The organism is Bacillus infantis (genome assembly GCF_008180445.1).
Taxonomy (GTDB): Bacteria; Bacillota; Bacilli; order Bacillales; family Cytobacillaceae; genus Bacillus_AB; species Bacillus_AB infantis_B.
In genome coordinates this window covers 39,893-64,209 of the sequence record NZ_VTER01000013.1, presented here as the reverse complement: position 1 = coordinate 64,209, position 24,317 = coordinate 39,893, and the positions used below count along the sequence as shown (strand labels likewise).

The following is a 24,317-nucleotide window of genomic DNA, read 5'->3' as shown; positions in this document are numbered from 1 at the left end:
AATCTTAAGATTAAATTCTAAGGCTACTGGTTGGAACGTGGCTGTAAATTTCCGTTCCAGGCACTTCGTTTTCCGCGGGGCGGAGTTGAGCCTCCTCACCGCAAGCGGCTGCGGGGTCTCAACTCTTCCGCTATTTCCCGCAGGAGTCTACGTGCCCTGCACTCCAATTAACAGGGGTTTTAAAATTTTATTGTATCTGTAATATTCATGGTAGGAAATTAAATTTACTACGCGTGTGTAAACACATCAAAAAGAAAAAGGGAAACGGAAGATAAAACATCGTCCATAACCCTTTTTCTTGTCTCTTTTTCAAGAGAGGTTTTATGTGTGGCTTGCTGTCAGTTTTGTCCTTTTGATGATGCTCATGGCAACCGGATACAGGATGACCATCACAATTGTATTGACAGCTGCAGCAGGAAGGACCACGCCGGCGAACAGGGCGGCGAAGGTTCCCGGCAGTCCTGCAATCAAAAGGGCTGAAGTCAGGAAAATGGTTCCTGAGATGATAGTGCCGGCAGCAGTCAGTACCGCTGCTGTAACAACCGAACCATTAAACTTCTTAACTGCTAAAAACAAACCGAAAAATACAAAAGCAGTGATAGGCTTATCGATGATGTTTGGAATCTGTCCTGCTGGAAAAGTAGTTGTCAGGGCTGACAGCAGTCCTGTCGCAATGCCCAGCAAAAGAACGCTTTTCTTTTCAGGGAAAAGGATGATCCCGATGAACATCATGGTGAGCATCATGTCAGGTTTCATTCCCAGGAAAAATCCCGGAACAACGGCATGAAGGACAGCACCCATTCCGATAAGCAATGATAAAGCAACTAAATTCTTTGTATTCAATTCTAACCTCTCCTCTTCTCAGCTATTCTCGCTCTTTCTCTTCCTGCAGTGCACTCTTGCCTGCAGCGAAAAGTTACTCGTATTATACCACACTATCAATTAAGATGAAACGGAATCTGTTTCTGTTCAGTTTTTATTTTTGAATTTTCTCATAAATTCAGCTAATTTCTCAGCATGTTCAAGCGGGACAGCGTTATAGATGGATGCCCGGCAGCCGCCGATTGATCTGTGGCCATTCAGTCCCACGAATCCCGCTTCTTTGGCTGCATGGAGAAATTGGCCTGCAGCTCCTTCGGAATGAAGGTTAAATGTGATATTCATTTGAGAGCGGCTGTCCTTTCTGCTGTGTCCCTGATAAAATCCTTCACTGTCATCGATGCTGCTGTATATCAGCTCCGCTTTCTGCCTGTTCCTTTCAGCGATAGCGGCAAGCCCGCCTTCTTTTTCCACCCACTCGAGCACCAGCATCAGCATATAAATGGCAAGCGTCGGAGGTGTATTATAAAGAGATTGACTCTTGCTGTGGGTGAAATAGTCGAGCATGACGGGAAGGTCCCCGCGCGGCCCTGCAAGCAGGCTTTTTTTCAAGATCACTACGGTTACGCCTGATGGGCCTAAATTCTTTTGGGCTCCGGCATAAATGATATCGAATTTGCTTACATCTATTTCTCTGCTCATGATGTCGCTTGACATATCGGCAGCAAGAGGGACATTTGTTTCAGGAAATTCCTGCCACTGAGTACCGTAAATTGTGTTGTTGCTCGTAAGGTGGAGATATGCAGCGTCTTTCAGGTCTGCCAGGCCTGAGAGCTCTGGTATATAGCGGTATGTATCTTCTTTGCTGGATGCAGCTGATGCTGTTTTGCCGATTTTTGCAGCTTCTTTCATGGCTTTTTCAGCCCATGAACCTGTCAGGGCATAATAGCCTGTTTTGCCTTCTGCCAAAAGATTCATCGGCAGCATGGTAAATTGAAGGCTGGCCCCTCCCTGCAGAAAGAGGACCTCATAATCATCCGGCACACCAAGAATCCGCCGGAGCAGTGTTTTCGCGCCTTCATGCACCTCCTCATATTCCCGGCTCCTGTGGCTGAGCTCCATCACACTCATTCCAGTCCCGTTAAAATCAAGCCAGTTCCGCTGCGCCTCCTCCAATACAGGAAGAGGAAGGGCCGCCGGTCCGGCATTGAAATTCAATGCACGCTTCATCATCATACCTCCCTATAATGCTTTAAAGAATAAAAACTTTATTTCATCCTATCAGAAACAGAATGAAAGTAAACAAAAAAGTGGGAATGTTTTTAAAAATGACAAAGAGGATTACTTTACTGTTGTTTTATCAATCTTAATGGTAAGGCACATTTTGATTAAAAAGGGAATCAAGTAAAGGGGCACCCTGAAAAATGAGCCAGCCTCGCCAATACCTCCTAATACCAGCCTGGTCCACAAAAAAATCCGCACCCAGCCAGTTTCCGGCTTTAGTGCGGATTTTTTTTCCTGCTATTACAGATGGCTGCTGATGCCTCCGGCAATCTGCTTCAGATCCTCAGGAGAATATTCATCCTGGTGGGTTTTCCAGACAGCGCCGAAACCGTCGCCTTTTCCATAGCGGGGGATAAGATGCAGATGAAAATGGAATACCGACTGTCCTGCTTCTTCGCCGTTGTTATTCAGTGTATTGAGGCCGATTGGGTCAAATTCTTCTTTGATGGCGCTGGCGATGGCAGGAACGGACTCATAAAGGCGTGCCGCGATGTCGGGAGTCAGCTCGTAAAGATTTTCTTTATGTATTTTCGGGACGACAAGTGTATGGCCCTTCGTTACCTGGCTGATGTCCAGGAAAGCATATACATGTTCATTTTCATAAACTTTCGCTGATGGGATTTCCCCATTGATGATTTTGCAAAAAATACAATCCTGCATAATGGCACCTGACCTTTCTTTTTCTCAATATTTTACCATACCAGGGGATGTGAGGAGAAATCATCCGCCAATTTTGCCGGCTAAGGAAAGATTAAAGGAGAATGATGGAGGATGGCGAACTTACAAAGTACTGTATAATTTGCAGACTAGATGCAGGTTTGCGGGCAAAATATCAAAAAGAAAGCAGGACCCGGTGAGGATCCTGCTCCTTCTTAAGGGGAAATCACTTCGCTGAAACGTTCTATTACAGGTTATTCTCTGCGACAAACACCTCATTTTTTAAAATGGTCAGTGCTTAGTGAGAGATCTGATCCTTGTTCAAGCGTACCATCCCCTTGTTTCTTTATAGGTTTCACAACTTATAAAGCCGGCTGATGGGTCTTTGATAAACACCTCATTCCAGAAGAATGTCATGTGTTCCAAGTATCTGGTTAATTGGCACTCCTGTGCAATGCAACCATCCCCTTATAGCAACGCTGGAAGCTTATATTGAATGAAATTGGTCTTTAACAGACACCTCATTTCAATTGATGAAAATCATCTTTCCCCTTCATAGATTAGAATGCCCATTGAAAGAGGGGATATGCATCCGGAATTAAATTTGTCCCTGCTTCAATCTTTTGCTGGCGCAGCCATTTTGTTAAACTAGAAGCATCACAATAGATGGAAGGGCGTTTTGGAATGTCTTTGTTGAATATTAAAAATATAACAGGAGGCTATACGAGGAATCCTGTTCTGAAGGATGTTTCCTTCACTGTAAATGCAAATGAAATCGTCGGCTTGATTGGATTGAATGGAGCAGGCAAAAGCACGACGATCAAGCATGTCATCGGGCTGATGGAGCCGCATTCCGGGGATATCACAATCAATGGATCTCCTTTTCACAAGGATAAGGAGGCATACAGAAGGAAATTCGCGTTTGTGCCGGAAACCCCGATCCTTTATGATGAACTGACGCTTGAGGAACATCTGAGGATGACAGCGATGGCTTATGGCCTTGAAGAAAAAGAATATCAGGAAAGAATGAAGGGCCTTCTGAAGGAATTCCGGATGGAGAAGCGGCTGAAATGGTTCCCGGCCCATTTTTCAAAGGGGATGAAGCAAAAGGTCATGATCATGTGTGCTTTCCTGGTGCAGCCATCATTATACATAGTTGACGAACCATTTGTCGGGCTGGACCCGCTAGGCATCCAATCGCTTCTTGATCTTATGAAGAAGATGAAAGAGGAAGGGGCGGGCATATTGATGTCGACCCATATCCTGGCTACAGCGGAGCGGTATTGCGACCGTTTTGTCATTCTCCACGAGGGCAAGGTGAGGGCGGCAGGGACACTTTCTGAGCTCCAGCAGCAATTCTCCATGCCAGGTGCGACACTTGATGATCTATATATCCAGCTGACAAAGGAAGAAGATTATGTTTGATGAGGGAAAACTGTGGAAGAACAGATTCGGGGATGGGCTCAAAGAACTGAGCCGCTATCTCCGCTATATATTGAACGGGCATATTGTCATTGTGCTCGTATTTCTATTCGGCATGGCCGCCTTTTATTATCAGGAATGGCTTAAAGGCGTCCCGGAAGATTTTCCTGCTGCCGCGATCATGGCTGTCCTGCTGGGAGTATTGCTGACATACAGCCCAGTTTATACTTTTCTGACGGAAGCAGATAAGATCTTTTTGCTGCCTGTAGAAAACAGGCTGTCAGGCTATTTCAGCAGGTCGCTGGGTGTCAGCTGGGCTGTGCAGGCTTATCTGCTGCTGATGGGCCTCGGGATATTCATGCCGATGTACGCAGTTGTAAACGGGGGAAGCTTTGAGCCGTTTCTCTTCTTTTTGACAGGCTCACTCATTGTTAAGCTGCTGAATCTTCTGATCCGGTGGCATGTCCAATATTACGTGGAAAAAAATACAAAGATGATCGATTCTGTTATCAGGTATTGCCTCAATACAGCTTTTCTGTATCTTTTATTTTCAAATGCCGGCATCCTGTTCCTGCTCCCAGTACCGGCAGTCCTGCTCGTCCTATGGCTGTATTTCAGGAAACAGACTGAACCAAAGGGCCTGAAATGGGAATATCTCATTGAACAGGAAGAAAGAAGGATGACATCCTTTTACCGCCTGGCCAATCTGTTTACAGATGTGCCGAAGCTTAAAGACAGAGTGAAGCGGCGCAAATGGCTGGACTGGCTGGCCAACAGGATCCCGTATGGGCAGGATAAGCTGCATGCGCATTTATATATGCGGACCTTCATCCGCTCAGGCGATTATTTCGGCCTGTTCATCAGACTGACAGTGATAGGGGGAGCGGCACTTTATTTGATATCATTCGGGATGGGGCAGATCCTCCTTGCGCTGTTATTCCTCTATCTGACGGGATTTCAGCTGCTGCCGCTCAGGAACCATCATGAGAACAAGCTCTGGATCCAGCTTTACCCCCTGAAGGAAGAGTGGCGGGAAAAAGCCTTTACTTCACTTCTCTCAGCTGTCCTTTATCTGCAGACCACCATTTTTTCCCTGGTTGTGCTGCTGAAGGGGGACGGCCTGGCCGCGCTTGCCAGTGCGGCAGCAGGTGCCGTGTTTTCGTGGGTATTTGCGAATATTTACAGCAGAAGGAAATTGAAGAACTGATCTTATTGGTCCCGTTTTTTGAACGGGGCTTTTTCTGTCTTTTGGAACCTTTCCAGGAGAAAAACGTAGTATTAGGAACATACTAAAAGTTGAATCAGGGGAAAGGGTGCGGCCTAATGAATGAGTATGAACAGCAGGTTTTGCGGGAGCTTGAGGAGTGGAGAAGAAAGCTGCTCAAGCGTTCAGGAATGCTGAACCGGCTTTCCAAAAAGGCACAAACTAAAATTAACAGCTATATCCCGGAGAAAGCACATGCGGTCATCACCGAAGGAATCAAGAATATGGTCAAAGCGACGCTGGCAGGGTCCAACTTGACCACCAGGAAAAAGCTGGAGGCCGGGATGAGCCTTGCGGAAATGGACGGGAAATTGGACGAAAAGCTGGCTGTATACCGAAAGACCGCCACTATCGAGGGAGCGGGGACAGGGGCAGGCGGCATCCTTCTGGGACTTGCCGACTTCCCGCTGCTGCTTTCAATCAAAATGAAATTCCTTTTTGAAGCTTCAGCCATTTATGGCTATGATCCTGGAGAATATGAGGAGCGCCTTTTTATCCTGCATGTGTTTCAGCTTGCGTTTTCAAGTGATGAGAAAAGGCGGGAAACATTGGCTGTCATTGAGAATTGGGATGAGAAAGTGAAAGAGCTGAAGGATATGGAATGGCGCGGGTTCCAGCAGGAGTACCGCGATTATATAGATTTTGCCAAAATGCTTCAGCTGCTGCCAGGAATAGGGGCGGTTGCGGGGGCTTATGCGAATTATAATCTGCTTGACCAGCTGGGAGAGACAGCAAGGAATGCCTACAGGCTCCGGTTTCTGAAAAAATAAAGGAAAAAAAGCATCCGCCGAAATCATCGGCGGATGCTTTTTGCTTATACGGTAACGTTTTGCTGAGACTCGACTTTGTGGTATTGCAGTGCCGCAGAACCTAGTGTCTTTGCAGCAATCAGCATTGCCTTTTCATCAATATCGAATCTTGGGTGGTGGTGAGGGTATGCCGCGTCATCGCTGAGAGGCTTCGCTCCTGTGAAGAAGAATGTGCCTTTTACATGCTGAAGATAATAGGCAAAATCCTCACCGCCCATTTCCGGTGCTGTTTCAACGACTTCATTGACTTCGGAAATCGATTTGGCGCACTCGGCAAGGAAATTGGTTTCCGCTTCATGGTTGATGACAGCCGGGTAGCCGCGGTGGTAGGCATAGCTGTATGAACTGTCAGCGGTATAGCAGGTACCTTTCACGACTCTTTCCAATTCTTCTTCAATATCGTTACGCACCTGTTCGCTGAAGGTGCGTACAGTGCCTTCCAATTTAGCTTTGTCGGCAATGACATTGAAGGCATTTTGTGCCACAAATGAACCGATAGTGACGACGGCTGAGTCAATAGGATCGACCTTCCGGCTGACGATCTGCTGGAGGTTGACGACAAGCTGGGAGGCTGTCACGATTGCATCCTTCGTTTTATGAGGCTGGGCTCCGTGTCCGCCCTTTCCTTGCACAGTGATTTCAAAGCGGTCGGCTGCCGCCATGAAAGGACCGGTCCGGTATTGGATCTTTCCTGTCGGTTCGGAAGCCCATAAATGGGTGCCGAAAATAACGTCCACACCTTCAAGGCAGCCATCCTTGATCATGGAAACCGCCCCGCCCGGCGCATATTCTTCGGCATGCTGGTGAATCAGGACATATGTTCCTTCCAATTCAGAGCGCAGCTCGTGAAGGACCTTGCCGAGCACAAGCAGTGTTGCGGTATGGCCATCATGGCCGCAGGCATGCATGACACCCGGGACGAGCGATTTATAAGGGACATCTTTTTCATCCTGGATTGGAAGTGCATCGAAATCGGCACGGAGGGCAATCGTCTTCCCTGGCTTCTCTCCGTAAACCTTGGCTACGACTCCATTCCCGCCGACATTCCCTTTTACTTCGATCCCCAGTTTTTCATAATATTCTTTTATGTATTTTGCTGTATTTTCTTCCTGAAAGGAAAGTTCAGGATGCTGATGGAGATAGCGGCGGATCGCTGCCATTTCTTCGTAATAATCTTCAAGTCTGCTGAATAATGAACTGATCATAATAACTCTCCTTTGTGCTTTAATTTTTACTGTTTCGAAAATTATAACATTATTTTTGAGGATTGCAGGATAATAAGCCTTCAAATTTGAAAAACTTTAGAATAATATTCTAAGAGTGTATGAAAATGAGCTGGGGAGATGGTATTGGTTTGCAGTCAAAACAATCAAAAGCGGCGCTGGCGGCTGTTATAATAGCAGTAGCTGCTGCAGTGCTGATAGGCTATTCAGTATCAGGGGGAAAATCTTTATGGTTTGACAGAGCTGTCTCTTCTGCTGTCACAGGGGTTTTTTCAGCCTCTTCCTATCCGCTGTTTGAATTTTTTACCTGGTTTGGCGACAAGCAGGGCATCGGTTTGGCAGCGCTTATAGTGCTTGCTTGGCTGTGGTTCAAGAAGAGAGACTATCTGGGCATGGCAGTCCTTGTGATCGCCGTTGCACTCGGAAACGAGGCCAGCAAGCGGCTGAAGGAGCTGTTCGGCAGAGAGAGGCCGGAGCTGGAGCATATCACTGAGGTGAATAGCCTCAGTTTCCCGAGCGGACATGCGATGGTGGGGGGCATTTTATATCTGCTGACAGCCTATTTTGTCATTAAGGAATTAAAGTCTGCAGGAGCCAGGGTGATGGCGGCAGCTGCTTTTGCCCTTTGGATTCTTTTGATCGGGATCAGCCGCATTGTCCTGCAGGTCCACTATCCAACCGATGTGGCGGGAGGATATGCATTTGCTTTTATTTGGGTTTACATATGGGTTATATTCTATGTATTTATGAACAGCAGATTTGGCAGGACAGCGAATTTAAGACAGGAGGAATAAGGATGATAGATTTAAGAAGCGATACAGTGACAAAGCCGACGGAAGAAATGAGGAAGGCTGCATATGAAGCAGAAGTCGGGGATGATGTCTACGCGGAAGACCCTTCCATCATCAAGCTTGAAGAGACTGCTGCAGACATACTCGGGAAGGAAGCAGCCCTGCTGGTAACAAGCGGGACACAGGGTAACCAGGCAGCCATTCTTACACATACAAGGCCAGGGAACGAAATTCTCCTTGAGGCAGAATCCCATATTTTCTATTACGAATCAGGTGCGGCTTCTGCTTTTGCCGGCGTCCAGACAAGAACGATTGCAGGGAATAGAGGGGAAATGGTTCCCGCCGCAATAGAAGCTGCCATACGCGGCAAAGATCAGCATTTTCCCGAAACCGGCCTGATCTGCCTTGAAAATACGCATAACCGTGCAGGAGGGGCTGTCGTTTCTGTGGAAAATATGGAGGCTATCCATTCAATCGCCCGCCGCTATAATATCCCTGTCCATGTGGATGGAGCAAGGCTGTTCAATGCCGCAGCCGCCCTTGAGAGGCCAGTTGCTGATTTCACCCGGCATGCTGATACAGTCCAGGTATGCTTGTCCAAGGGCCTTGGGGCACCAGTCGGGTCGATCCTCGCCGGAAGCAGGGAATTCATCCAGGCTGCCCGCATCTGGAGGAAAAGGCTGGGCGGAGGCATGAGGCAGGCCGGTATCATCGCAGCACCGGGACTGATTGCGCTGACACAGATGAGGCACAGGCTTCATGAAGACCATGAGAACGCCCGGAAGCTGGCTGAGGGCATTCAAAATATAAAAGGCATTTCTGTCGTCAATCAGGTAGATACGAATATTATTGTTGCAGACGTAAAGGAACTGGGCCCGAGCTCAGAGCAATTTGTAGAAAAGCTGGAGAAGGAAGGAGTCCGCGCCGTTACATTCGGGCCGTCTTCGGTAAGATTCACCACTCATTTTGATGTGTCGGCCAATGACATAGAAAAGGCGCTGGATGCTGTCAGCAGGACGGCAGCGGGGCATGTGTCTGCTCTGTAACAGCCAGTGGCGCAGAAAATATGAATTGGTGCTCTCTTTTAGGGAGCACCTGTTTTTTTGTGTGTGCAGAATTTGGGTATATTTGTAAAAAGGAAAAATTATAGCTGTTTTTTGGTAGAATCATCGGGATTTTAGGTAGAATCACTCGTAATTTAGGTAGAATAATTCGATTACTGGGTAGAATCCCTCAAAATTCAGGTAGAATCTTTCAAATTTTTGATAGAGTTACCCATAATTCAGGTGGGATCCTTCAAATTTTTGATAGAGTAACTCATAATTCAGGTGGGATTCTTCAAATTTTTGATAGAGTAACTCATAATTCAGGTGAAATCCTTCAAATTCTATATAGAATAAGTTCATAATCTCCCCAGAATGGCTATTTTCACCCTTCATAAAACAAATCCTTTCACCTCAATTAACGCCCGAATCCAACCTCAAGAAGCCCAGCAAAACCAAAACAGCTGAAATTCTAATAAAAAACAGGTTTGACATCATACATTTCGCTGTATATAATACTGAAAAATAACTGAAACGATGAAGGGGATCAGTAAACAGTCTATGTCTATCCAAGAGAGGGAGCCGGCGGTGGGAGGCTTCTATAGACAGCTGCCGAACCTGCCCCGGAGTTCGCTGCCGGATACTTGAAGGCAGCAGCGGCACATGCCGTTATCATGAAGAGAGTATAAAGCCTTGCTTTATAAATTAGGGTGGTACCGCCATGATCTGGTCCCTATTTTATAAATCGGGGCTTTTTTATTTTTCCAGCAGATTGCCGGCACTTCTGCACTCTTCAAGAAGCTTCAGCGGCTCTTTCCCTGGCCAGGATGAGAGTGTTGCATTCATCTTTTCATCACTTAATCAGAATATGGGGTGCAATCATGGCAAAGGAATTTGTAAAAGAAATTACGGCAATGGAAGAGGATTTTGCCCAATGGTATACAGATGTGGTGACCAAGGCGGAACTGATCGATTATTCAAGTGTCAGGGGATCGATGATCATCCGCCCTTACGGATATTCTCTGTGGGACAATATAAAAAACGAGCTGGACAGAAGGATCAAGGAAACAGGGCATGAAAATGTTTATATGCCATTGTTCATTCCTGAAAGCCTCCTCCAGAAAGAAAAGGACCATATCGAGGGATTTGCGCCAGAGGTGGCATGGGTGACCCATGGCGGGTCAGAGGAGCTGGCAGAACGGCTAGTCGTCCGGCCGACATCAGAGGTCCTTTTTTGCGAACATTATAAAAATATCATCCATTCTTACAGGGATCTTCCTAAGCTGTACAATCAATGGGCCAATGTGGTCAGATGGGAAAAAACGACACGGCCTTTCCTAAGGACGCTTGAGTTTCTGTGGCAGGAAGGGCATACATGCCATGCGACAGATGAGGATGCGCATGAAGAAACGACAAGGATGCTTGATGTCTATGCAGATCTGTGTGAAAACGTCCTGGCCATACCGGTCCTTAAGGGCCGGAAAACAGAGAAAGAAAAATTCGCCGGCGCAAAATTCACCTACACGATTGAGAGCCTGATGCATGACGGAAAAGCACTCCAGACAGGAACCTCACACCATCTGGGGGACGGTTTTGCCAAGGCATTCGGCATCCAGTATTCGGACAGAGAAGGGGAACTTCAGCATGTGCATCAGACGTCGTGGGGTCTTACGACTAGGGTGATCGGCGCCATGATCATGGTCCACGGCGATAACAGGGGCCTGATCATCCCGCCGCGGATTGCGCCAGCCCAGCTGATGATCGTCCCTGTGGCACAGCATAAAGAAGGGGTTCTCGATTTCTGCTATGAGCTGAAAGAGAAACTCGGCAAGACTTTCAGGGTCGGAATTGACAGCAGCGACAAAAAGCCTGGCTGGAAGTTCAATGAGTACGAAATGAAAGGAATCCCGCTCAGGCTTGAGGCCGGCCCGAAGGATATCGAGAAAAATCAGGTTGTGCTTGTCCGCAGGGATACAGGCGAAAAGGTGTTTGTCCCGGCTGAAGGGGCAGAGCAGGCAATCGCCGGGCTGCTGGAAGATATCCAATCAAGTTTGCTGGAAAAAGCGAGGGAGCTCCGCGAACAAAAAACAGAGAATGCTGCAGGCATGGGTGAGTTCAAGCAGGCATTGAAGGACAATCAGGGGTTTATCAAAGCTATGTGGTGCGGCAGCAGGGAATGTGAAGACAGAATCAAGGAGGAGACCGGTGCAACCTCGCGCTGCATTCCTTTTGAACAGGAGCATATATCCGATGTGTGTGTCTGCTGCGGCAATAAGGCAGAAGAGCTTGTTTATTGGGCAAAAGCCTATTAACGGGGCTTTGCAGGAAAGTTATTTGAAAACCATCTAATATTTTTTCTGATGGGAAGGAATTTTGGCCCGGAAAAAGAATGTATTGACTAAGGCAGTGAAAGCTTTGCCGATACCATTAAATCCACCAAAGAGGATTGTTATAAATGAAGAGAACAGGCCAAATCGCTTTAGTCAGCATTTCTATTTTATTCACTTTAACGCAAGCCTTCATTTTCGATGACCCATGGCACAAGGAAATCGTTGATTTCACCATTGCCACTATCATTGCCTGGTTTGTAGGCTGGCAGTATGACAAATTGAAATATCTTACAGGGAAAGCGAAAGAGAACGAAGCATTTTACAGGCAGCTGATCGAAACGATGCCTGAGCCTGTCATTATCCAGGATTATGACAAAATTGTCTATGCAAACAAAGCGGCCCAGAAGATGGTGGCTGCTGAAAGCAAAGAGGAAATGGTCGGCAGGTCAGTATTTGATTTTATGGAAGCGCCGGATGCCGCCAAATACAAGAAGATACTTGATATAACATATAAAGAAAAACTTCCGGCAGGCCGGAGGGAACAGAAAATCACCAGGCTTGACGGCAAAAAGATTTATTTTGAAGTGTCCACCCTCTTTACAAGCTTTCAGGGCAGGAAGGCAGTGCTTTCAATCGGCCAGGATGTTACGGTTAAAAAAGAGCAGGCAGACCTGCTTCTGCAAAAGTCAGAGAAGCTGGCGCTTGTCGGGCAGATGGCCGCAGGGATCGCCCATGAAATCCGCAATCCTCTGACAAGCATTAAAGGATTCATCCAGCTGCTGAAGGCGGAGGGAAATCGGGAGTATGCCGATATTGCCATCTCAGAGCTGGACCGGATCAATTTGATTGTTGGCGAGTTCCTTGTCCTCGCCAAACCTGCGGCTGCGGTTTACAGGGTATGCGATCTTAAGAAGCTGATTCAGGAAGTGGTTGTACTGATTCAGCCGCAATGCCTGATCCATAACGTCCAGATAATCACCGGGCTTGATCTGGATGAATCGGAGATATGGTGTGAAGAGAATCAGCTGAAGCAGGTATTTATCAATATGATAAAAAATTCAGCTGAAGCCATGCCGGATGGCGGGACCATCACGATCAAGGCAGCGGACAGGAAGGATGGGCATGTGGCTGTCATGATTAAAGACGAAGGGACAGGCATTCCTCCAGAGCGGATCAACACACTCGGCGAGCCTTTTTATACAACAAAAGAAAAGGGGACTGGCCTTGGCCTGATGACCAGCTTTAAAATCATTGAAAATCACAGCGGACTCGTCAAAGTCAACAGCGAGGTCAATAAAGGGACGGTTTTTGAAATTATACTCCCGAAAACCCAGGCATAAGCAAAGGGGACATTCATTTTACTGATGCTGTTCAAATTGGCGTTTCCGGAGCCTCTTTTCGGGAATAAGGATAAAAACACCGTTAGGAGGGACAGCTCATGACTGAAAATAACAAGGATGGCCAGAACCAGGAAAGCCTGCTTGAATATGAACGGAAGCAGCATTCCGGCGGGGAAGCGCCTGACAAGCTTAAAGAGGGCAGGAAGCCTGACCAGCAGAACAGGCTGAAAGACCAGGAGAATATGAGAAAATAGTTCAGGAGAATAAAGCAAGCGGGCATGCCACTGGGCACAGCCCGTTTTTTTTATGTACCGGTGCAGACTAAGCCAGGTTTCCCTCTCAAGGCACAAAGGGTATACAAAAGGAAACTTTCTATAGACATGGAGAATGATCTTATGAAAAAACAGAGAATAGAGTTTGTCTTTTTGCTAATATTGGCTGCTTCCCTGTATGTCCTGTTTTTTACCGGTGCAGGCTACTTTTGGAAGCTGGCCTCAGCTGGGCTGTATGCTTTTATTATACTGGTGAGCATCTACTCGCTGGTTCTTGAAAACCGCACCTCCCACCATACGCTCCTCTGGATTTATGTCCTGATCTTCATTCCGGTGGCAGGCTATATGTTCTACTTATATTCAGGGCAGCTTTATCTGAAAGGATATCTTTTCCGCACAAAAAGGAGCAATGACAGAGAGCAGTGGAAAAGGATGATGAAGAGGAAGGAGTCACCGGACCTTACATTTCTGCAGGATAACCAGCAGAACTTTGCCAGGTTTGCTGCCAATGCCAGCATGACCCCCATCAGCACCTCTTCCAGGGCTGAGATGCTGAAAAATGGCGAAGAAACGTTTGAAGAGCTGAAGGCAAGGCTGAAGAAAGCAAAAAAATTCATCCATATACAATACTATATCTTCCGCTCGGACAGGCTCGGAAAAGAGATCATTGATATCCTCATTGAAAAGGCTGAAGCAGGAGTCGAAGTCCTTTTCATGTATGACGCTGCCGGCAGCATGAAGATGGCTGTGCATGAAATTAAAAGGATGGAGGAAGCGGGTATCAAGGTTCATTGCTTCCTGCCTTTGAAATTCGGCTTCTTCAATCAGAAAATCAATTTCAGGAACCATCGCAAAATCGTCGTGATCGACGGAGAGACCGGCTTTGTCGGCGGGCTCAATGTCGGGATTGAATATCTCGGCGAGGATGAAGCGATGGGGTTCTGGCGCGACACCCATATGGTGCTGGAAGGCGAGGCTGTATACACGCTGCATACAGTCTTCCTTTTGGACTGGGAGTATGTCAGCCGGGAACAGGTCCTTGACAAATATTCGGTCAGTGAAAGGCCTGCCGGCGAGGATGAAATAAATGGGGCAATCCAGGTGGTTGCCAGCGGGCCTGATACACAGCAGGGGATTATGGGAGATTTCTTTTATTCGATGATCACCAGTGCAGAAAGGTCGATTTGGATTGCCACACCTTATTTCGTCCCGAACGAAGCAATCAGGACTGCGCTGCGGGTGGCTGCAGCAAAAGGGGTGGAGGTAAGGATCATGGTTCCGGAAAAGAATGACAGCTTCCTCACCCAGTATGCAAGCAGGTCCTATTTTTCCGAGCTGCTTAAATATGGAGTTGAAATCTACTCTTACCAAAAAGGCTTTCTCCATCAGAAAATCATCATCGCAGATGGAAATATGGCTTCTGTCGGAACAGCCAATATGGATATGAGAAGCTTCCATCTCAATTTCGAAGTCAATGTCTTCCTGCTTGGCTGCAGTTCAATCAGGGATCTGTCGGCGCATTATGAAGAAGATATGAGGGATAGTGTCCGGATTACACCTGTGCAATATTATAAACGCGGACTTTGGGAGAGGACAAAAGAGTCCTTCTCCAGGCTGTTTTCCGGAGTACTATAACTTATTCACGCTGCTGACTGGTATGCGTTCAGTCAGCAGCCTTTTCATCTTCTTCGCTGAATTTCGCTGCGCCAGGGACGTTCCGCGGCTCATGTTTAATGGCATCCGAAGAAAAGACCCTGATGGCAAGAGTCCCGCCATAAACCTGTGCACGGATCAGAATCGGCTGATTGTAAGTATTCTTAAAGGTGAAATCAGGTCCATACCAGCTTACAGTTGCATCTCTGCCGGAAGGTACATACGGGACACGCTTGCTGTGTGAATATCTTTGGATGATGCTTGTACCGGCATTATCGACAGCATTATAAAGGGTTGAAGATACCTGGCATATCCCGCCCCCGATCCCCTCGGACAGTTCTCCCCTGACAATTACCGGAGCTGGGAGATAACCCTTGGCTGCCGTCCTCTTGCCGACTGTTTCATTAAAGGAAAATACTTCTCCGGGAAATACAACAATGCTGTCTATCGATCCGGCCGCGAGCCTGATATTCTGTGTTCTGGCCTTATTATGGGAGTTGAAATAGGTCACATATTGTCCGATCTGGCGTGCTTTAACAGACAGAAGGAGCTCACTGTCGACCCTTGGATAAATAGGGAGAAGAGGCAGTTCAATGCTCCCTGAACCCGACTGGTAGTAAGTAGTATAAAAACGTGATGAAAATAAATCCTGATTCAATTTGCTTCCGGGTTTTTCAGGGATGATTCTTTCTCCCGGCCCTATTCTGGCATCCTGCGGCTCTTTATAGGCCACTCTGTTCATTTTAGCCTGGAATGCTTTGAATTTATCTTCATCTGCCAGCGGCAGGCCGGGTATATTGGCAGAGAATTCTTCTTTCTGGACTTTTATTGCATCCTTGCCTTCCTGCAGCACAGATAACTGTTCCGTTCCAATTCCTCCAGCTGCTGCCATAAGGCCGAAAAATAATAACAGCTTCATCCTACACCTCCCTGAAATAGTATGGGCCAGCCACCTGAATTTCATGTAATACAGAAGAATGGCTGTACACCTCAAAGAGTGAAGAAAATGCCCGTATATGCTAATATAAATCTGAATATAAAAAAGAATCTTACTATTACGGGAGGCAGTAATATGTTCAAAAGGGTTGCTTCAGATGTGCTGGGGATCAGCGATATTGGCAGTGTCATCTCGCCGGCTGACTATGATAAGGTCGATGCTGATGATTATGTGATGCATGAAGATAATGAAAAAATCTATTTTTTGATTAAATCTAAATCTGATGAATATTGCTTTACAAACAAAGCAGTCATCCATTTAGATGGGACAAGCGCGATGAGCAAGAAGAGAGTCCTGAAAAGATACAGCTTCAGGGAGAATCAAATCTCGAATGTGTTCCTGGAAACAGCAGGGACAGTCGACATGGATGTAGAGATCAAATTTGTGATAGGCACTGCCTCTTTCTCCATAGATGTACATAAACGCTTCATTGAAGAACTGAAGGACCTGTATAAAGCCTTGATAAAAATCTCCGAAATTTGTGCGGAAAATGAGCATTCGATGGAGTTTGCAAAAAAGAGCATTGAGGTTGCTTCTGCAACATTGGGCAGGGCTGCAGGCGCTAGGGAAGGAAACCTAACGGATGATTTCAGGGTGCTGAACGAAACAGCTTTCAACTGGCTGATGAACAGCAGGAAAAAATATCATGTAAAAGATTTTGGATATGTTTTTGAGAAATTTATTAATAATTGAGAAGCGGTTCGCTGCAGTATAAGAATTTATTCATAGCGGGGAGATGCGGAGCATGAGTATATCTTTGATGAAAAAAACAGCCGGGATCGTGCTGGAAAAGAAAAAGCTGTCACATGTCAAGGCGAGGGTCGGGCTGGTTTTAGACATTTCTGGCTCGATGCGCACCTTGTACCGGAACGGCACAGTACAAAAAGTAGTGGAACGGATCCTTGCCGTGGCGAGCCAATTTGATGATGACGGCATGCTCGATATCTGGGTATATGACAATGAGTTCTCAAGGCTTAAGCCTGTAACGGAAAGGGACTTTGAAGGCTATGTTAATCAGTATATCCTGAATAACGATCTAATCCATAAATTTGGGCGCAATGACGAACCTCCTGTCATGGAAGATGTCATCAGCAAATACACACTGGAAGATCCAAGCAGCGATCCTGCGTTCGTTGTCTTTATCAATGATGGCGGCTGCAAAAAGACGATCAAGAAACCGATTGTAAAGTCGGCAGGCAAGCCTATTTTCTGGCAGTTTGTCGGTATTGGCGATGCGAATTTCGACGTGCTGGAAAAACTGGATACAATGGAAGGCCGCTATATTGATAACGCGAATTTTTATCATTTTAAAGATATCGAGCAGGTAAGCGATGAAGAATTGTATGACCATCTTCTTGATGAATTTCCATCATGGATTAAAGAAGCACGGGAAAAAGGCGTTTTAAAATAATCCGGCCTGGCATCTGCCAGGCTTTTCTTATATTTTCTAAATATTGAAACTTTTGTGAAATTTAATCGTATATACAATTAGTAACCGCTTCTTGTCATGAGCTATGAATGAACACTCATCACGCAGGGGAATGTAAGAGGAACAACGATCAGCAGGAGGAAATATGAAAAAGATTGCCGTATTGCTTATCTTATGTTCTTTCTTTGCCTCATCTGCCAGTGCCGAAACCCAGCAGGAAGAAAGGAAAGCTGCTATCATCATTGATGATTTTGGAGGAGGCATCGGAGGCGTAAAAGATTTCCTTGAAGGCGATATCCCGATTACAGCAGCAGTGATGCCATTTACAGATCAGACGGCACAGCATGCCGAATGGGCGCACGAAAATGGATTTGAAATCATGGTCCACCTGCCAATGGAGCCTAAAAGGGGAAAGAAATCATGGCTCGGGCCAAAACCGATCACAACCAATCTGTCTGCTGAAGAAGTGAGGAAAAGGGTCAATGAAGCCATTGACAGCGTTCCTTATGCAAAGGGGCTCAATAATCATATGGGATCCCGGGCGGTGGAAGATGAAGGCATTGTGCGGGAAATCGTAAAAATAGCGAAAGAACGGAAGCTGTATATTGTGGACAGCGGCACAAGCCCTGAATCAAAATTTCCCATAATTGCAAAAGAGCTTGGTGTGCCGCTCATTAAAAGAGATGTATTTCTTGATGACGTTTCTTCTGTTTCCCATGTCAGGCGGCAGATGAAGAAGCTGGCCCTGATCACGGAGCAGCAGGGCAGAGGGATCGCAATCGGGCATGTCGGCGTGACGGGCAAGGTCTGTTCGGCAGGGATCCTTCAGGAAAAGGGGTATTTTGAAGAGAAAGGCATCAGAATCGCCCCTGTATCAGAGATCATTTCAAGTGAGATCCGAAAAGAGTATTATCCATTCTATTAAAAGCAACTGGACAAAATGAGGCAAGTGGAAAGGGTGATAATCATGTTATGGCTCATAATTTTAGGCGGGCTCCTTGGATTCGGGGTGCTGGTTGATGTTATCTATCGGAGGAAAGGGATCCAGCATACAGACCCCGAACATAATGAACAGCATGTTTCTCCTTCGGAAAGGGTCTATATTGAATCCCATCTCCATAACAGCCGGCCGGAAAATCAGAATGGCAATTTTTAAGAAAACAAAGAGGCAGCCCAATGAGGCTGCCTCTTTGTTTTAGCTCCGTTTAAATCCTTCTTCTTCAAGATATTCTTTTGCTTCCCGATAAGATAGAAAAGCGGCGTCCAGGTTCAGGCCGGCATATACATTCCACATTTCATCTTCCTCTATGAGAACAAGGGTCTCACCGCTCGGGCTGCTCCACGTTTCTTCCAGCCTTGCAGCAGGCTGGGCTTCTTCGGCATCATGGCCGGAGAGGGACTGGATCGATTTTTCAATAATATCCCGCAGCTCGGATTCAGAGAAATCCCTGATGTTCACCATGCCTTTGCTGTCAGGCGAATAACTCTGTACATATTCTGCAAAAACAAAGCCATTGCCGTTCGGATGCAGATGGTAAACCACATTTTTCTTGTCTATTGCGCTTTCTTCATAATGGAAGTTGACTCTTCCCAGAGAGACGTCTTTTCTCTCAAGCTCGGGAAATGACTCGATGATCGCTAATTTTTCTTCAAAAGTAAGCATGTTTCCTCCAATGGATAAGGTGTTAATTTTGTGTTCTGCCTATTATACCATTAGAATAGAAGAACAAAAAGCGTGCCTGATGGCGCAAAAGGAAAAGGAGCTGATTGCATGTCTGACAGCGGCAAATATCGTGAGCATGTTAAGCCTGGAATGGAAGCTGATATCATCTTAAAGAAAGACCAGCGGTCAGGGGCAAGGACAAGGGGGATCATTAAGGATCTTCTGACCAATTCTTCTTTCCACCCGCATGGAATCAAGGTGAGACTGACAGACGGCCAGGTGGGCAGAGTGGCAGAAATCATAAAAAAATAGAGGGGGCAGCTGATGGCAGCTGCCTCTTTTTTTTGCTATCCCGTTCACACTTATATCAGGAACATGGCGACAATGGTAGTGGCTGCAAGCCCAATGATGACAGGCAGGAGATTCCTCCTTGCAAGCTCAAAAGGATCCACATTGCAGATGGCGGCTGCAGGGATGAGGGCCCAGGGTACGAGCGTCCCCCCGCCAACCCAGATGGCGGCAACCTGTCCAAGGGCTGTCAAAGTTGCTGCACCGGCACCGATCGCTGAAGCAAAAAGGCTGGCGACAGAGCCTGCCAGGGAGATGCCGGAAAAGCCGGAACCATCCAGACCTGTGATTGCACCTGTAACAGTGAGCGTAACAGCTGCCACTTCCTTGCTCAGCGGTACTGCTCCTGCCAGTGCAACCCCGAGGTCATTGACGATGCCCTGTGATCCCTCCGGCAAATAGTCGCCGATTATGCTTGTAAAGCCGGAATCTCCAAGGTAAAAGAAAGCTGCGATAGGGATGACAGGCCCGAAAACCTTGAAGCCAAATTGAAAGCCTTCAATCATATAGAAGGTTGTTTTTTCCAGTCCTTTATTTTTGTGGCTTGCCAAGGTGATCACCAGCAGAATAAAAATCGATGTCCCGCCCACAAGTGCTGTTGCATCGCCGCCCTGCAGGTCAAGCAAGAACATAGCTGCTACATCTAAAGCGAATAAAACAGGGATAAGGACAGCAAAAAATCCCCTTTGGCTCCTTGAAAGTAGCCCGGGCTCTCCTGATTCAGCCTCATTCCTTTGATCAGGGGGAGCAGCCGGCAGCAGGAGGCCCTTTTTCATATCCCTTTTCAGAAAGATAAAGGCAGCAACAACTGTGACAATCCCCATTACGGCTACAAGAGGGATGCTGGCAGCTATTACTTCCCCTGCCGGGAGCCCGGCAGCGTCTGCCGTCAATTTAGGGGCTGCCTGGATGATGAAGTCGCCTGACAGGGCAATTCCGTGCCCGAAGAGGTTCATGGCCATAGCTGCTCCCAGGGCAGGAAGCCCTGCCTTCAAAGCTGCCGGCAGAAGGACTGCTCCAAGAAGGGCAACTGCTGGTGATGGCCAAAAGAACCAGGATATCACCATCATAACAATGCCGATCGTCCAATAAGCGCCTGCCGGACCTTTAATCAGCCTGGAGAAGGGAGCAATCATCGCATCGCTTACTCCCGCAGCAGCAAGGACCCTGCTCATGGCGACGATGATGGAGATGACGAGAATGGTAGAAAGAAGCTCGGTTATCGCGTATATAAAGCTATTGAACACACTGCTGACTGAGGTGCTCAACGAGCCGGTGCTTGTGATGGCAATCAGGAAGATCCCGGCTATGCACACAAGGGCCGTATCCCGTTTCGCTATCATAAAACCGATGATGAGTACAATGAAGAAAACATAGATAGCATGAAGGACAGTCAGATCAATCGCCATTTTATATCCCTCCTATAGTATGCTTGGGCCATAGCCTTCAAGCGTACTATAGATTATGTTCAGTTGTGGGCGATGTGCATGGCACACATCCGCCTCAAGGCGGAGGGAAAAGCATTCCAGAGGCAGTTAAAGATTGATGGAAGACTGATAAAATGGAATAGCAGGGAAAAACATTTTCTGCAGCGAATATTTATAGAGAAAGAAAGAAGGGGAGCCAATTGCGTTATCGATCAGTCAATCAAATGATGTTTGCATTATGCCTTCTGGCTGCAGGTGTCCTGCTGCTTCTTGTAAATATAGGTGTCATTTCCTTGGAAATAAAGAATTTTTTTGTCACAGTATATCCTTTTGTGATTTTCGGCTATAGCCTTATTCTGCTGATCTCGTCATTGGCCAGAAAAAAAGGGGGCAAAGTTTTTGCCGGATTTCTGCTCGTTTTCTCCGGGCTGCTGGCCTCTGACAGATTCGGACTGCTCCAGTTTTCTTTTTGGGATGTGTGGAAGCTTTGGCCGCTTGCCATCGTATACCTTGGATTCTCGCTTCTCGTAAGGAAAGAGCATATTAAGGTGCATGTTGAAACGGAGTTTCCAGCTAAAAAATATGATGGGATAGAGGAAAGCGGAAAGGAGCCCGGCGAGGAAAAAATCATCAGGATCAAGAAGGGATCCCGGCATGCCCCATTAGCAAACATCAAAGGATTCTCTATAGGCGACGTCAGCTTTAAAAACGCAAATTGGTCTGTAGAACCTTTGGATCTGTATAATACGGTCGGTGATTATTTTATCGACTTCAGCAAGGCGTATATACCTGAAAAGGAAACGCCTATTTCAGTCAAGGGATGGGTCGGCGATGTTAAGATGATTATCCCTGAGGATGTCCCGATTATGGTCCACTCCGATATCAATATCGGGGATATCCGCATTTTCGATCTGAAATCTGAAGACCTTAACCGTAAACTGTATTATAAATCCCCGGGATACGATGATGCGGCAAGAAAGTTGAATATAACGATCCAGCTCAAAGTCGGCTCCATTCGAATTGATCATGTATAGGAGATACTGCTGATGAAAAAAATGTTCGGAATCAGGTATTGGTTTATCCAGAGCTTTATTATGATGGCGCTGATCAGCTCGCTCATCTTCTTTGTCGGGATCCAAGTTTATTTATTCTTTGCCGATGAACCGGTCCTCACCATCTCGATCTCTTTCTGGCTCTTTATCTATTGCCTGCTGATCCTGCTGGCTGCCGGAGGCTATTTTGGCATTAAAGGCAGTTACTTAATCAAGGGAAGGCTTGGAGATATCCTGGTTGCAGTGTCCAATCTGCGGTCCGGCAAGCTGGGAGGAAGGATATCTTCTTATGAAAAAGATGAAATAGGGCTTATTGCAGATGAGCTTGATGGTTTGGCTGACTATATCCAGGAGCAGGTCCACTCAGTCCAGAGGCTTGCTGATGAGCGCTCATCCCTGGCCCAGTCGGCTCATGCAGCAGCAGTAATGGAGGAAAGGCAGCGACTTGCAAGGGATCTCCATGATGTCGTGAGCCAGCAGCTGTTTGCTCTCAGCATGATGTCATCTGCTGCGCTGAAGGTCTTTGACAGGGATTCTGAGAAAGCGAAGAAACAGCTCGAGGAAATTTCCGGTATCGCCGCCAAAGCGCAGGGGGAAATGAGGGCGCTCCTTCTCCATTTAAGGCCGATCCAGCTGAGCGATGATACCTTGTGTGACGGGATTATCAAGCTCATACACGAATTGCGCGGGAAGACTACCATCGATTTTCAGGCCAGCATAGATGAAATCGAGCTCTCCAAAGCAGCAGAAGAGCATTTGTTCAGAGTTGTCCAGGAGGCACTTTCTAATATCCTAAGGCATGCCGATGCATCAAAGATAAAGCTGACCCTTACAGAAAAGGAAGATTATACATATTTATTTATCGGAGATGACGGAAAGGGATTTGACCCTCATATTGAAAGGGTTGCCTCTTATGGGCTGAAAACCATGCGGGAAAGATGCGAGGAAATCGGCGGGATTTTCAATATCCGGTCCAAACAGGGAGAAGGGACTTATATTGAAATACGGATACCGCTGAAAGGGAGGGAATAAAGTGATCAGGATCGCAGTTGTGGATGACCATGAAATGGTAAGGAAGGGAATCATCTCGTATCTTTTGACTGAACCGGAAATAGAAATAGTGGGGGAAGCTTCCAGCGGGCATGAGGGAGCTGCCCTCGTGCTGAAGGAAAGGCCCGATGTCGTCCTTATGGATCTTTTAATGGAAAACGGAAGCGGCATTGAAGCAACAAAAGAAATATTGAAAAGCTATCCCCAGTGCAAGATTATCATTATTACAAGTTTTTATGATGATGAGCAGGTCTTTCCTGCAATAGAGGCCGGTGCATTCAGCTATATGCTTAAAACAGCAACGGCGGATGAAGTGCTTGACTGCATCCTGAAGGCTGCAAGGGGGGAGCCGGTGATCGAGCCGAAGGTCGCCACCAAAATGATGGGCCGCCTTCGCGGCAGGGAGAAAAAGCCCCACGAGGAACTGACAGAAAGGGAGCTGGAGGTCCTTCTGTGCATCGGCGAAGGGATGACCAACCAGGAAATCAGCAATCAGCTCTTTATAGGGATAAAAACGGTGAAAACACATGTCAGCAACATACTCAGCAAGCTGTCCGTTTCCGACCGCACCCAGGCAGCTGTGTATGCCCATCAAAACGGCCTCATCAAACAAGGACCTAAAGCCTGAAGGGATTTTGCATAGGGCGAATGAAAGAATCTGGCGTTAATTTCTTCAGGTTCTTTTTTTCTTCCTGCATCCTTCCTGTAAACAGCCGCCACCCGAAGAAAAGGCCGGAAAATGCGGGCCTCCGCATCTTCCGGCCACTTATGATATTAAAGATCAATCTGCTTCAGGAATATAATAAGTTGTTACAAAGGATGGGCGTGCAAAGATATTTGGACGCTGGACATCAATGCCTTGATCTGTTCCCCGTTTTTCGTGGGCTTTTTCATAGGCTTTGGAATCCTGCCAATTTTTGAAATCCTTTTCGCTCTCCCATTGGGTGAGAATGACATACGTATCGCTGGAAAGCGGACGAAGTACCCGGATGCTTATGAAGCCAGGCTCGTTTTCGACCGCTCCAGCCCTGTTTTTGAACCGGTATTCGAATAAGGGCCTGCCTTCTTCTGTTACGGGGATATTATTCATGACAATAAAACCGCGGCTTTCGAGTGAACCTGTTGAATCCAGCACTTCATAGCTCCTTGGTTCGTTAAATAAAGTTTTTCCCCCGGTTTCGTGGAGGAGCAGGCTATTGTCCGCATCCTGCATCAGCACCATTTTCTCTGCGCTGTTCTTATCTTGAACTGTTTTTAAAAAATCAAAAGTGCCGTTAGTCATATAAATCTTCATCCATATCACCTCATGATTCTCTTTGTATGATAGCGCTCTCCCTCATTATAGCTTTTCCGCATGCCGATTCCCAATCAGAGCTCTTAGCTGCCGGATAGAAGTTTATTTCAAAATTTTGGTTTATCCGGGAACTATTGGTGGTATTTTCCT

25 protein-coding genes and 1 other annotated feature are annotated in these 24,317 nt (G+C 46.7%); of the genes, 17 read left to right on the top strand and 8 right to left on the bottom strand.

The features are described 5' to 3' along the window. Positions 1–321: 321 nt before the first annotated feature. The 3 genes from FZD51_RS21480 to FZD51_RS21470 all read right to left on the bottom strand — a co-directional run bounded on the left by FZD51_RS21480 (position 322) and on the right by FZD51_RS21470 (position 2,763). Complete coding sequence (locus tag FZD51_RS21480) at positions 322–843, bottom strand: tryptophan transporter (RefSeq protein ID WP_148976617.1); 522 nt, start codon at positions 841–843, stop codon at positions 322–324. Positions 844–969: 126 nt separating this feature from the next. Then, positions 970–2,049, bottom strand: coding sequence for a 3-phosphoserine/phosphohydroxythreonine transaminase (serC, locus tag FZD51_RS21475; protein ID WP_148976674.1), 1,080 nt, complete (start codon positions 2,047–2,049; stop codon positions 970–972). A 294-nt stretch (positions 2,050–2,343) separates the two neighbouring features. Continuing rightward, positions 2,344–2,763 (bottom strand): HIT family protein, encoded by a 420-nt coding sequence (locus FZD51_RS21470; RefSeq protein ID WP_148976616.1) that lies wholly within the window; start codon positions 2,761–2,763, stop codon positions 2,344–2,346. A gap of 681 nt (positions 2,764–3,444) precedes the next feature. Here FZD51_RS21470 and FZD51_RS21465 point away from each other — a divergent pair. From FZD51_RS21465 to FZD51_RS21455, 3 genes are all read left to right on the top strand, one after another. Then, a complete protein-coding gene (locus tag FZD51_RS21465) occupies positions 3,445–4,185 on the top strand; it encodes an ABC transporter ATP-binding protein (protein ID WP_148976615.1) in 741 nt (246 codons plus the stop codon). Further along, positions 4,178–5,389, top strand: a complete 1,212-nt coding sequence (locus FZD51_RS21460) for an ABC transporter permease (protein ID WP_148976614.1) — start codon at positions 4,178–4,180, stop codon at positions 5,387–5,389. The genes FZD51_RS21465 and FZD51_RS21460 overlap by 8 nt, the downstream gene beginning before the upstream one ends. Before the next feature lie 116 nt (positions 5,390–5,505). After that, the gene (locus FZD51_RS21455; RefSeq protein WP_148976613.1) at positions 5,506–6,216 is read left to right on the top strand and encodes an EcsC family protein; all 711 of its coding nucleotides are present in this window, start codon (positions 5,506–5,508) and stop codon (positions 6,214–6,216) included. Positions 6,217–6,260: 44 nt separating this feature from the next. Here the strand turns inward: FZD51_RS21455 and FZD51_RS21450 are convergent, their stop codons facing one another. Continuing rightward, the gene (locus FZD51_RS21450) at positions 6,261–7,460 is read right to left on the bottom strand and encodes a M20 family metallopeptidase (protein ID WP_148976612.1); all 1,200 of its coding nucleotides are present in this window, start codon (positions 7,458–7,460) and stop codon (positions 6,261–6,263) included. Positions 7,461–7,585: 125 nt separating this feature from the next. On the opposite strand from FZD51_RS21450, the gene FZD51_RS21445 reads away from it, so the two are divergent. The 6 genes from FZD51_RS21445 (at position 7,586) to cls (ending at position 14,889) form a co-directional block, all read left to right on the top strand. Continuing rightward, positions 7,586–8,272 (top strand): phosphatase PAP2 family protein, encoded by a 687-nt coding sequence (locus tag FZD51_RS21445; RefSeq protein WP_187445855.1) that lies wholly within the window; start codon positions 7,586–7,588, stop codon positions 8,270–8,272. Positions 8,273–8,274: 2 nt separating this feature from the next. Further along, positions 8,275–9,315, top strand: a complete 1,041-nt coding sequence (locus tag FZD51_RS21440) for a threonine aldolase family protein (protein ID WP_148976610.1) — start codon at positions 8,275–8,277, stop codon at positions 9,313–9,315. A 525-nt stretch (positions 9,316–9,840) separates the two neighbouring features. After that, positions 9,841–10,050: a binding site (T-box leader), on the top strand. 143 nt (positions 10,051–10,193) lie between these two features. Beyond that, positions 10,194–11,624, top strand: a complete 1,431-nt coding sequence (gene proS, locus FZD51_RS21435; RefSeq protein ID WP_148976609.1) for a proline--tRNA ligase — start codon at positions 10,194–10,196, stop codon at positions 11,622–11,624. A 143-nt stretch (positions 11,625–11,767) separates the two neighbouring features. Further along, the gene (locus FZD51_RS21430; RefSeq protein ID WP_148976608.1) at positions 11,768–12,982 is read left to right on the top strand and encodes an ATP-binding protein; all 1,215 of its coding nucleotides are present in this window, start codon (positions 11,768–11,770) and stop codon (positions 12,980–12,982) included. A gap of 98 nt (positions 12,983–13,080) precedes the next feature. Beyond that, the gene (locus tag FZD51_RS26315; protein WP_187445854.1) at positions 13,081–13,236 is read left to right on the top strand and encodes a hypothetical protein; all 156 of its coding nucleotides are present in this window, start codon (positions 13,081–13,083) and stop codon (positions 13,234–13,236) included. Positions 13,237–13,377: 141 nt separating this feature from the next. Beyond that, a complete protein-coding gene (gene cls, locus FZD51_RS21425; RefSeq protein WP_187445853.1) occupies positions 13,378–14,889 on the top strand; it encodes a cardiolipin synthase in 1,512 nt (503 codons plus the stop codon). A 28-nt stretch (positions 14,890–14,917) separates the two neighbouring features. Here the strand turns inward: cls and FZD51_RS21420 are convergent, their stop codons facing one another. Further along, positions 14,918–15,826 (bottom strand): VanW family protein, encoded by a 909-nt coding sequence (locus FZD51_RS21420; protein WP_148976606.1) that lies wholly within the window; start codon positions 15,824–15,826, stop codon positions 14,918–14,920. Between the two features lie 153 nt (positions 15,827–15,979). On the opposite strand from FZD51_RS21420, the gene FZD51_RS21415 reads away from it, so the two are divergent. The 4 genes from FZD51_RS21415 to FZD51_RS21400 all read left to right on the top strand — a co-directional run bounded on the left by FZD51_RS21415 (position 15,980) and on the right by FZD51_RS21400 (position 18,489). Beyond that, positions 15,980–16,597, top strand: coding sequence for a PH domain-containing protein (locus FZD51_RS21415; RefSeq protein ID WP_148976605.1), 618 nt, complete (start codon positions 15,980–15,982; stop codon positions 16,595–16,597). 52 nt (positions 16,598–16,649) lie between these two features. After that, a complete protein-coding gene (locus tag FZD51_RS21410) occupies positions 16,650–17,315 on the top strand; it encodes a vWA domain-containing protein (RefSeq protein WP_148976604.1) in 666 nt (221 codons plus the stop codon). Between the two features lie 163 nt (positions 17,316–17,478). Next, entirely contained in the window at positions 17,479–18,258 is a 780-nt protein-coding gene (locus FZD51_RS21405) for a divergent polysaccharide deacetylase family protein (protein ID WP_148976603.1), read from the top strand. A 42-nt stretch (positions 18,259–18,300) separates the two neighbouring features. Next, the gene (locus FZD51_RS21400) at positions 18,301–18,489 is read left to right on the top strand and encodes a hypothetical protein (RefSeq protein WP_262381044.1); all 189 of its coding nucleotides are present in this window, start codon (positions 18,301–18,303) and stop codon (positions 18,487–18,489) included. A gap of 39 nt (positions 18,490–18,528) precedes the next feature. Here the strand turns inward: FZD51_RS21400 and FZD51_RS21395 are convergent, their stop codons facing one another. Then, a complete protein-coding gene (locus FZD51_RS21395; RefSeq protein WP_148976601.1) occupies positions 18,529–18,996 on the bottom strand; it encodes a hypothetical protein in 468 nt (155 codons plus the stop codon). A gap of 108 nt (positions 18,997–19,104) precedes the next feature. Here FZD51_RS21395 and FZD51_RS21390 point away from each other — a divergent pair, with 108 nt between their 5' ends. After that, positions 19,105–19,308: a YwbE family protein gene (locus FZD51_RS21390; RefSeq protein ID WP_148976600.1), complete on the top strand. Its 204-nt coding sequence runs from the start codon at positions 19,105–19,107 to the stop codon at positions 19,306–19,308. Positions 19,309–19,358: 50 nt separating this feature from the next. Here the strand turns inward: FZD51_RS21390 and FZD51_RS21385 are convergent, their stop codons facing one another. Continuing rightward, on the bottom strand, positions 19,359–20,753 hold the full coding sequence (locus tag FZD51_RS21385; protein ID WP_148976599.1) for a hypothetical protein: 1,395 nt from the start codon (positions 20,751–20,753) through the stop codon (positions 19,359–19,361). A 218-nt stretch (positions 20,754–20,971) separates the two neighbouring features. On the opposite strand from FZD51_RS21385, the gene liaF reads away from it, so the two are divergent. The 3 genes from liaF to FZD51_RS21370 are packed head-to-tail and all read left to right on the top strand — an operon-like array spanning position 20,972 to position 23,501. Further along, positions 20,972–21,805 carry a cell wall-active antibiotics response protein LiaF gene (gene liaF / locus FZD51_RS21380; protein ID WP_148976598.1) on the top strand — a complete coding sequence of 278 codons (834 nt, stop codon included), beginning with the start codon at positions 20,972–20,974 and terminating at the stop codon, positions 21,803–21,805. Between the two features lie 12 nt (positions 21,806–21,817). Further along, complete coding sequence (locus FZD51_RS21375) at positions 21,818–22,855, top strand: sensor histidine kinase (protein ID WP_148976597.1); 1,038 nt, start codon at positions 21,818–21,820, stop codon at positions 22,853–22,855. Position 22,856: 1 nt separating this feature from the next. Further along, positions 22,857–23,501 carry a response regulator transcription factor gene (locus tag FZD51_RS21370; RefSeq protein WP_009793950.1) on the top strand — a complete coding sequence of 215 codons (645 nt, stop codon included), beginning with the start codon at positions 22,857–22,859 and terminating at the stop codon, positions 23,499–23,501. A gap of 153 nt (positions 23,502–23,654) precedes the next feature. Here FZD51_RS21370 and FZD51_RS21365 read toward each other — a convergent pair whose 3' ends face one another. After that, positions 23,655–24,167, bottom strand: a complete 513-nt coding sequence (locus FZD51_RS21365) for an antibiotic biosynthesis monooxygenase family protein (RefSeq protein WP_148976596.1) — start codon at positions 24,165–24,167, stop codon at positions 23,655–23,657. Positions 24,168–24,317 lie beyond the last annotated feature (150 nt).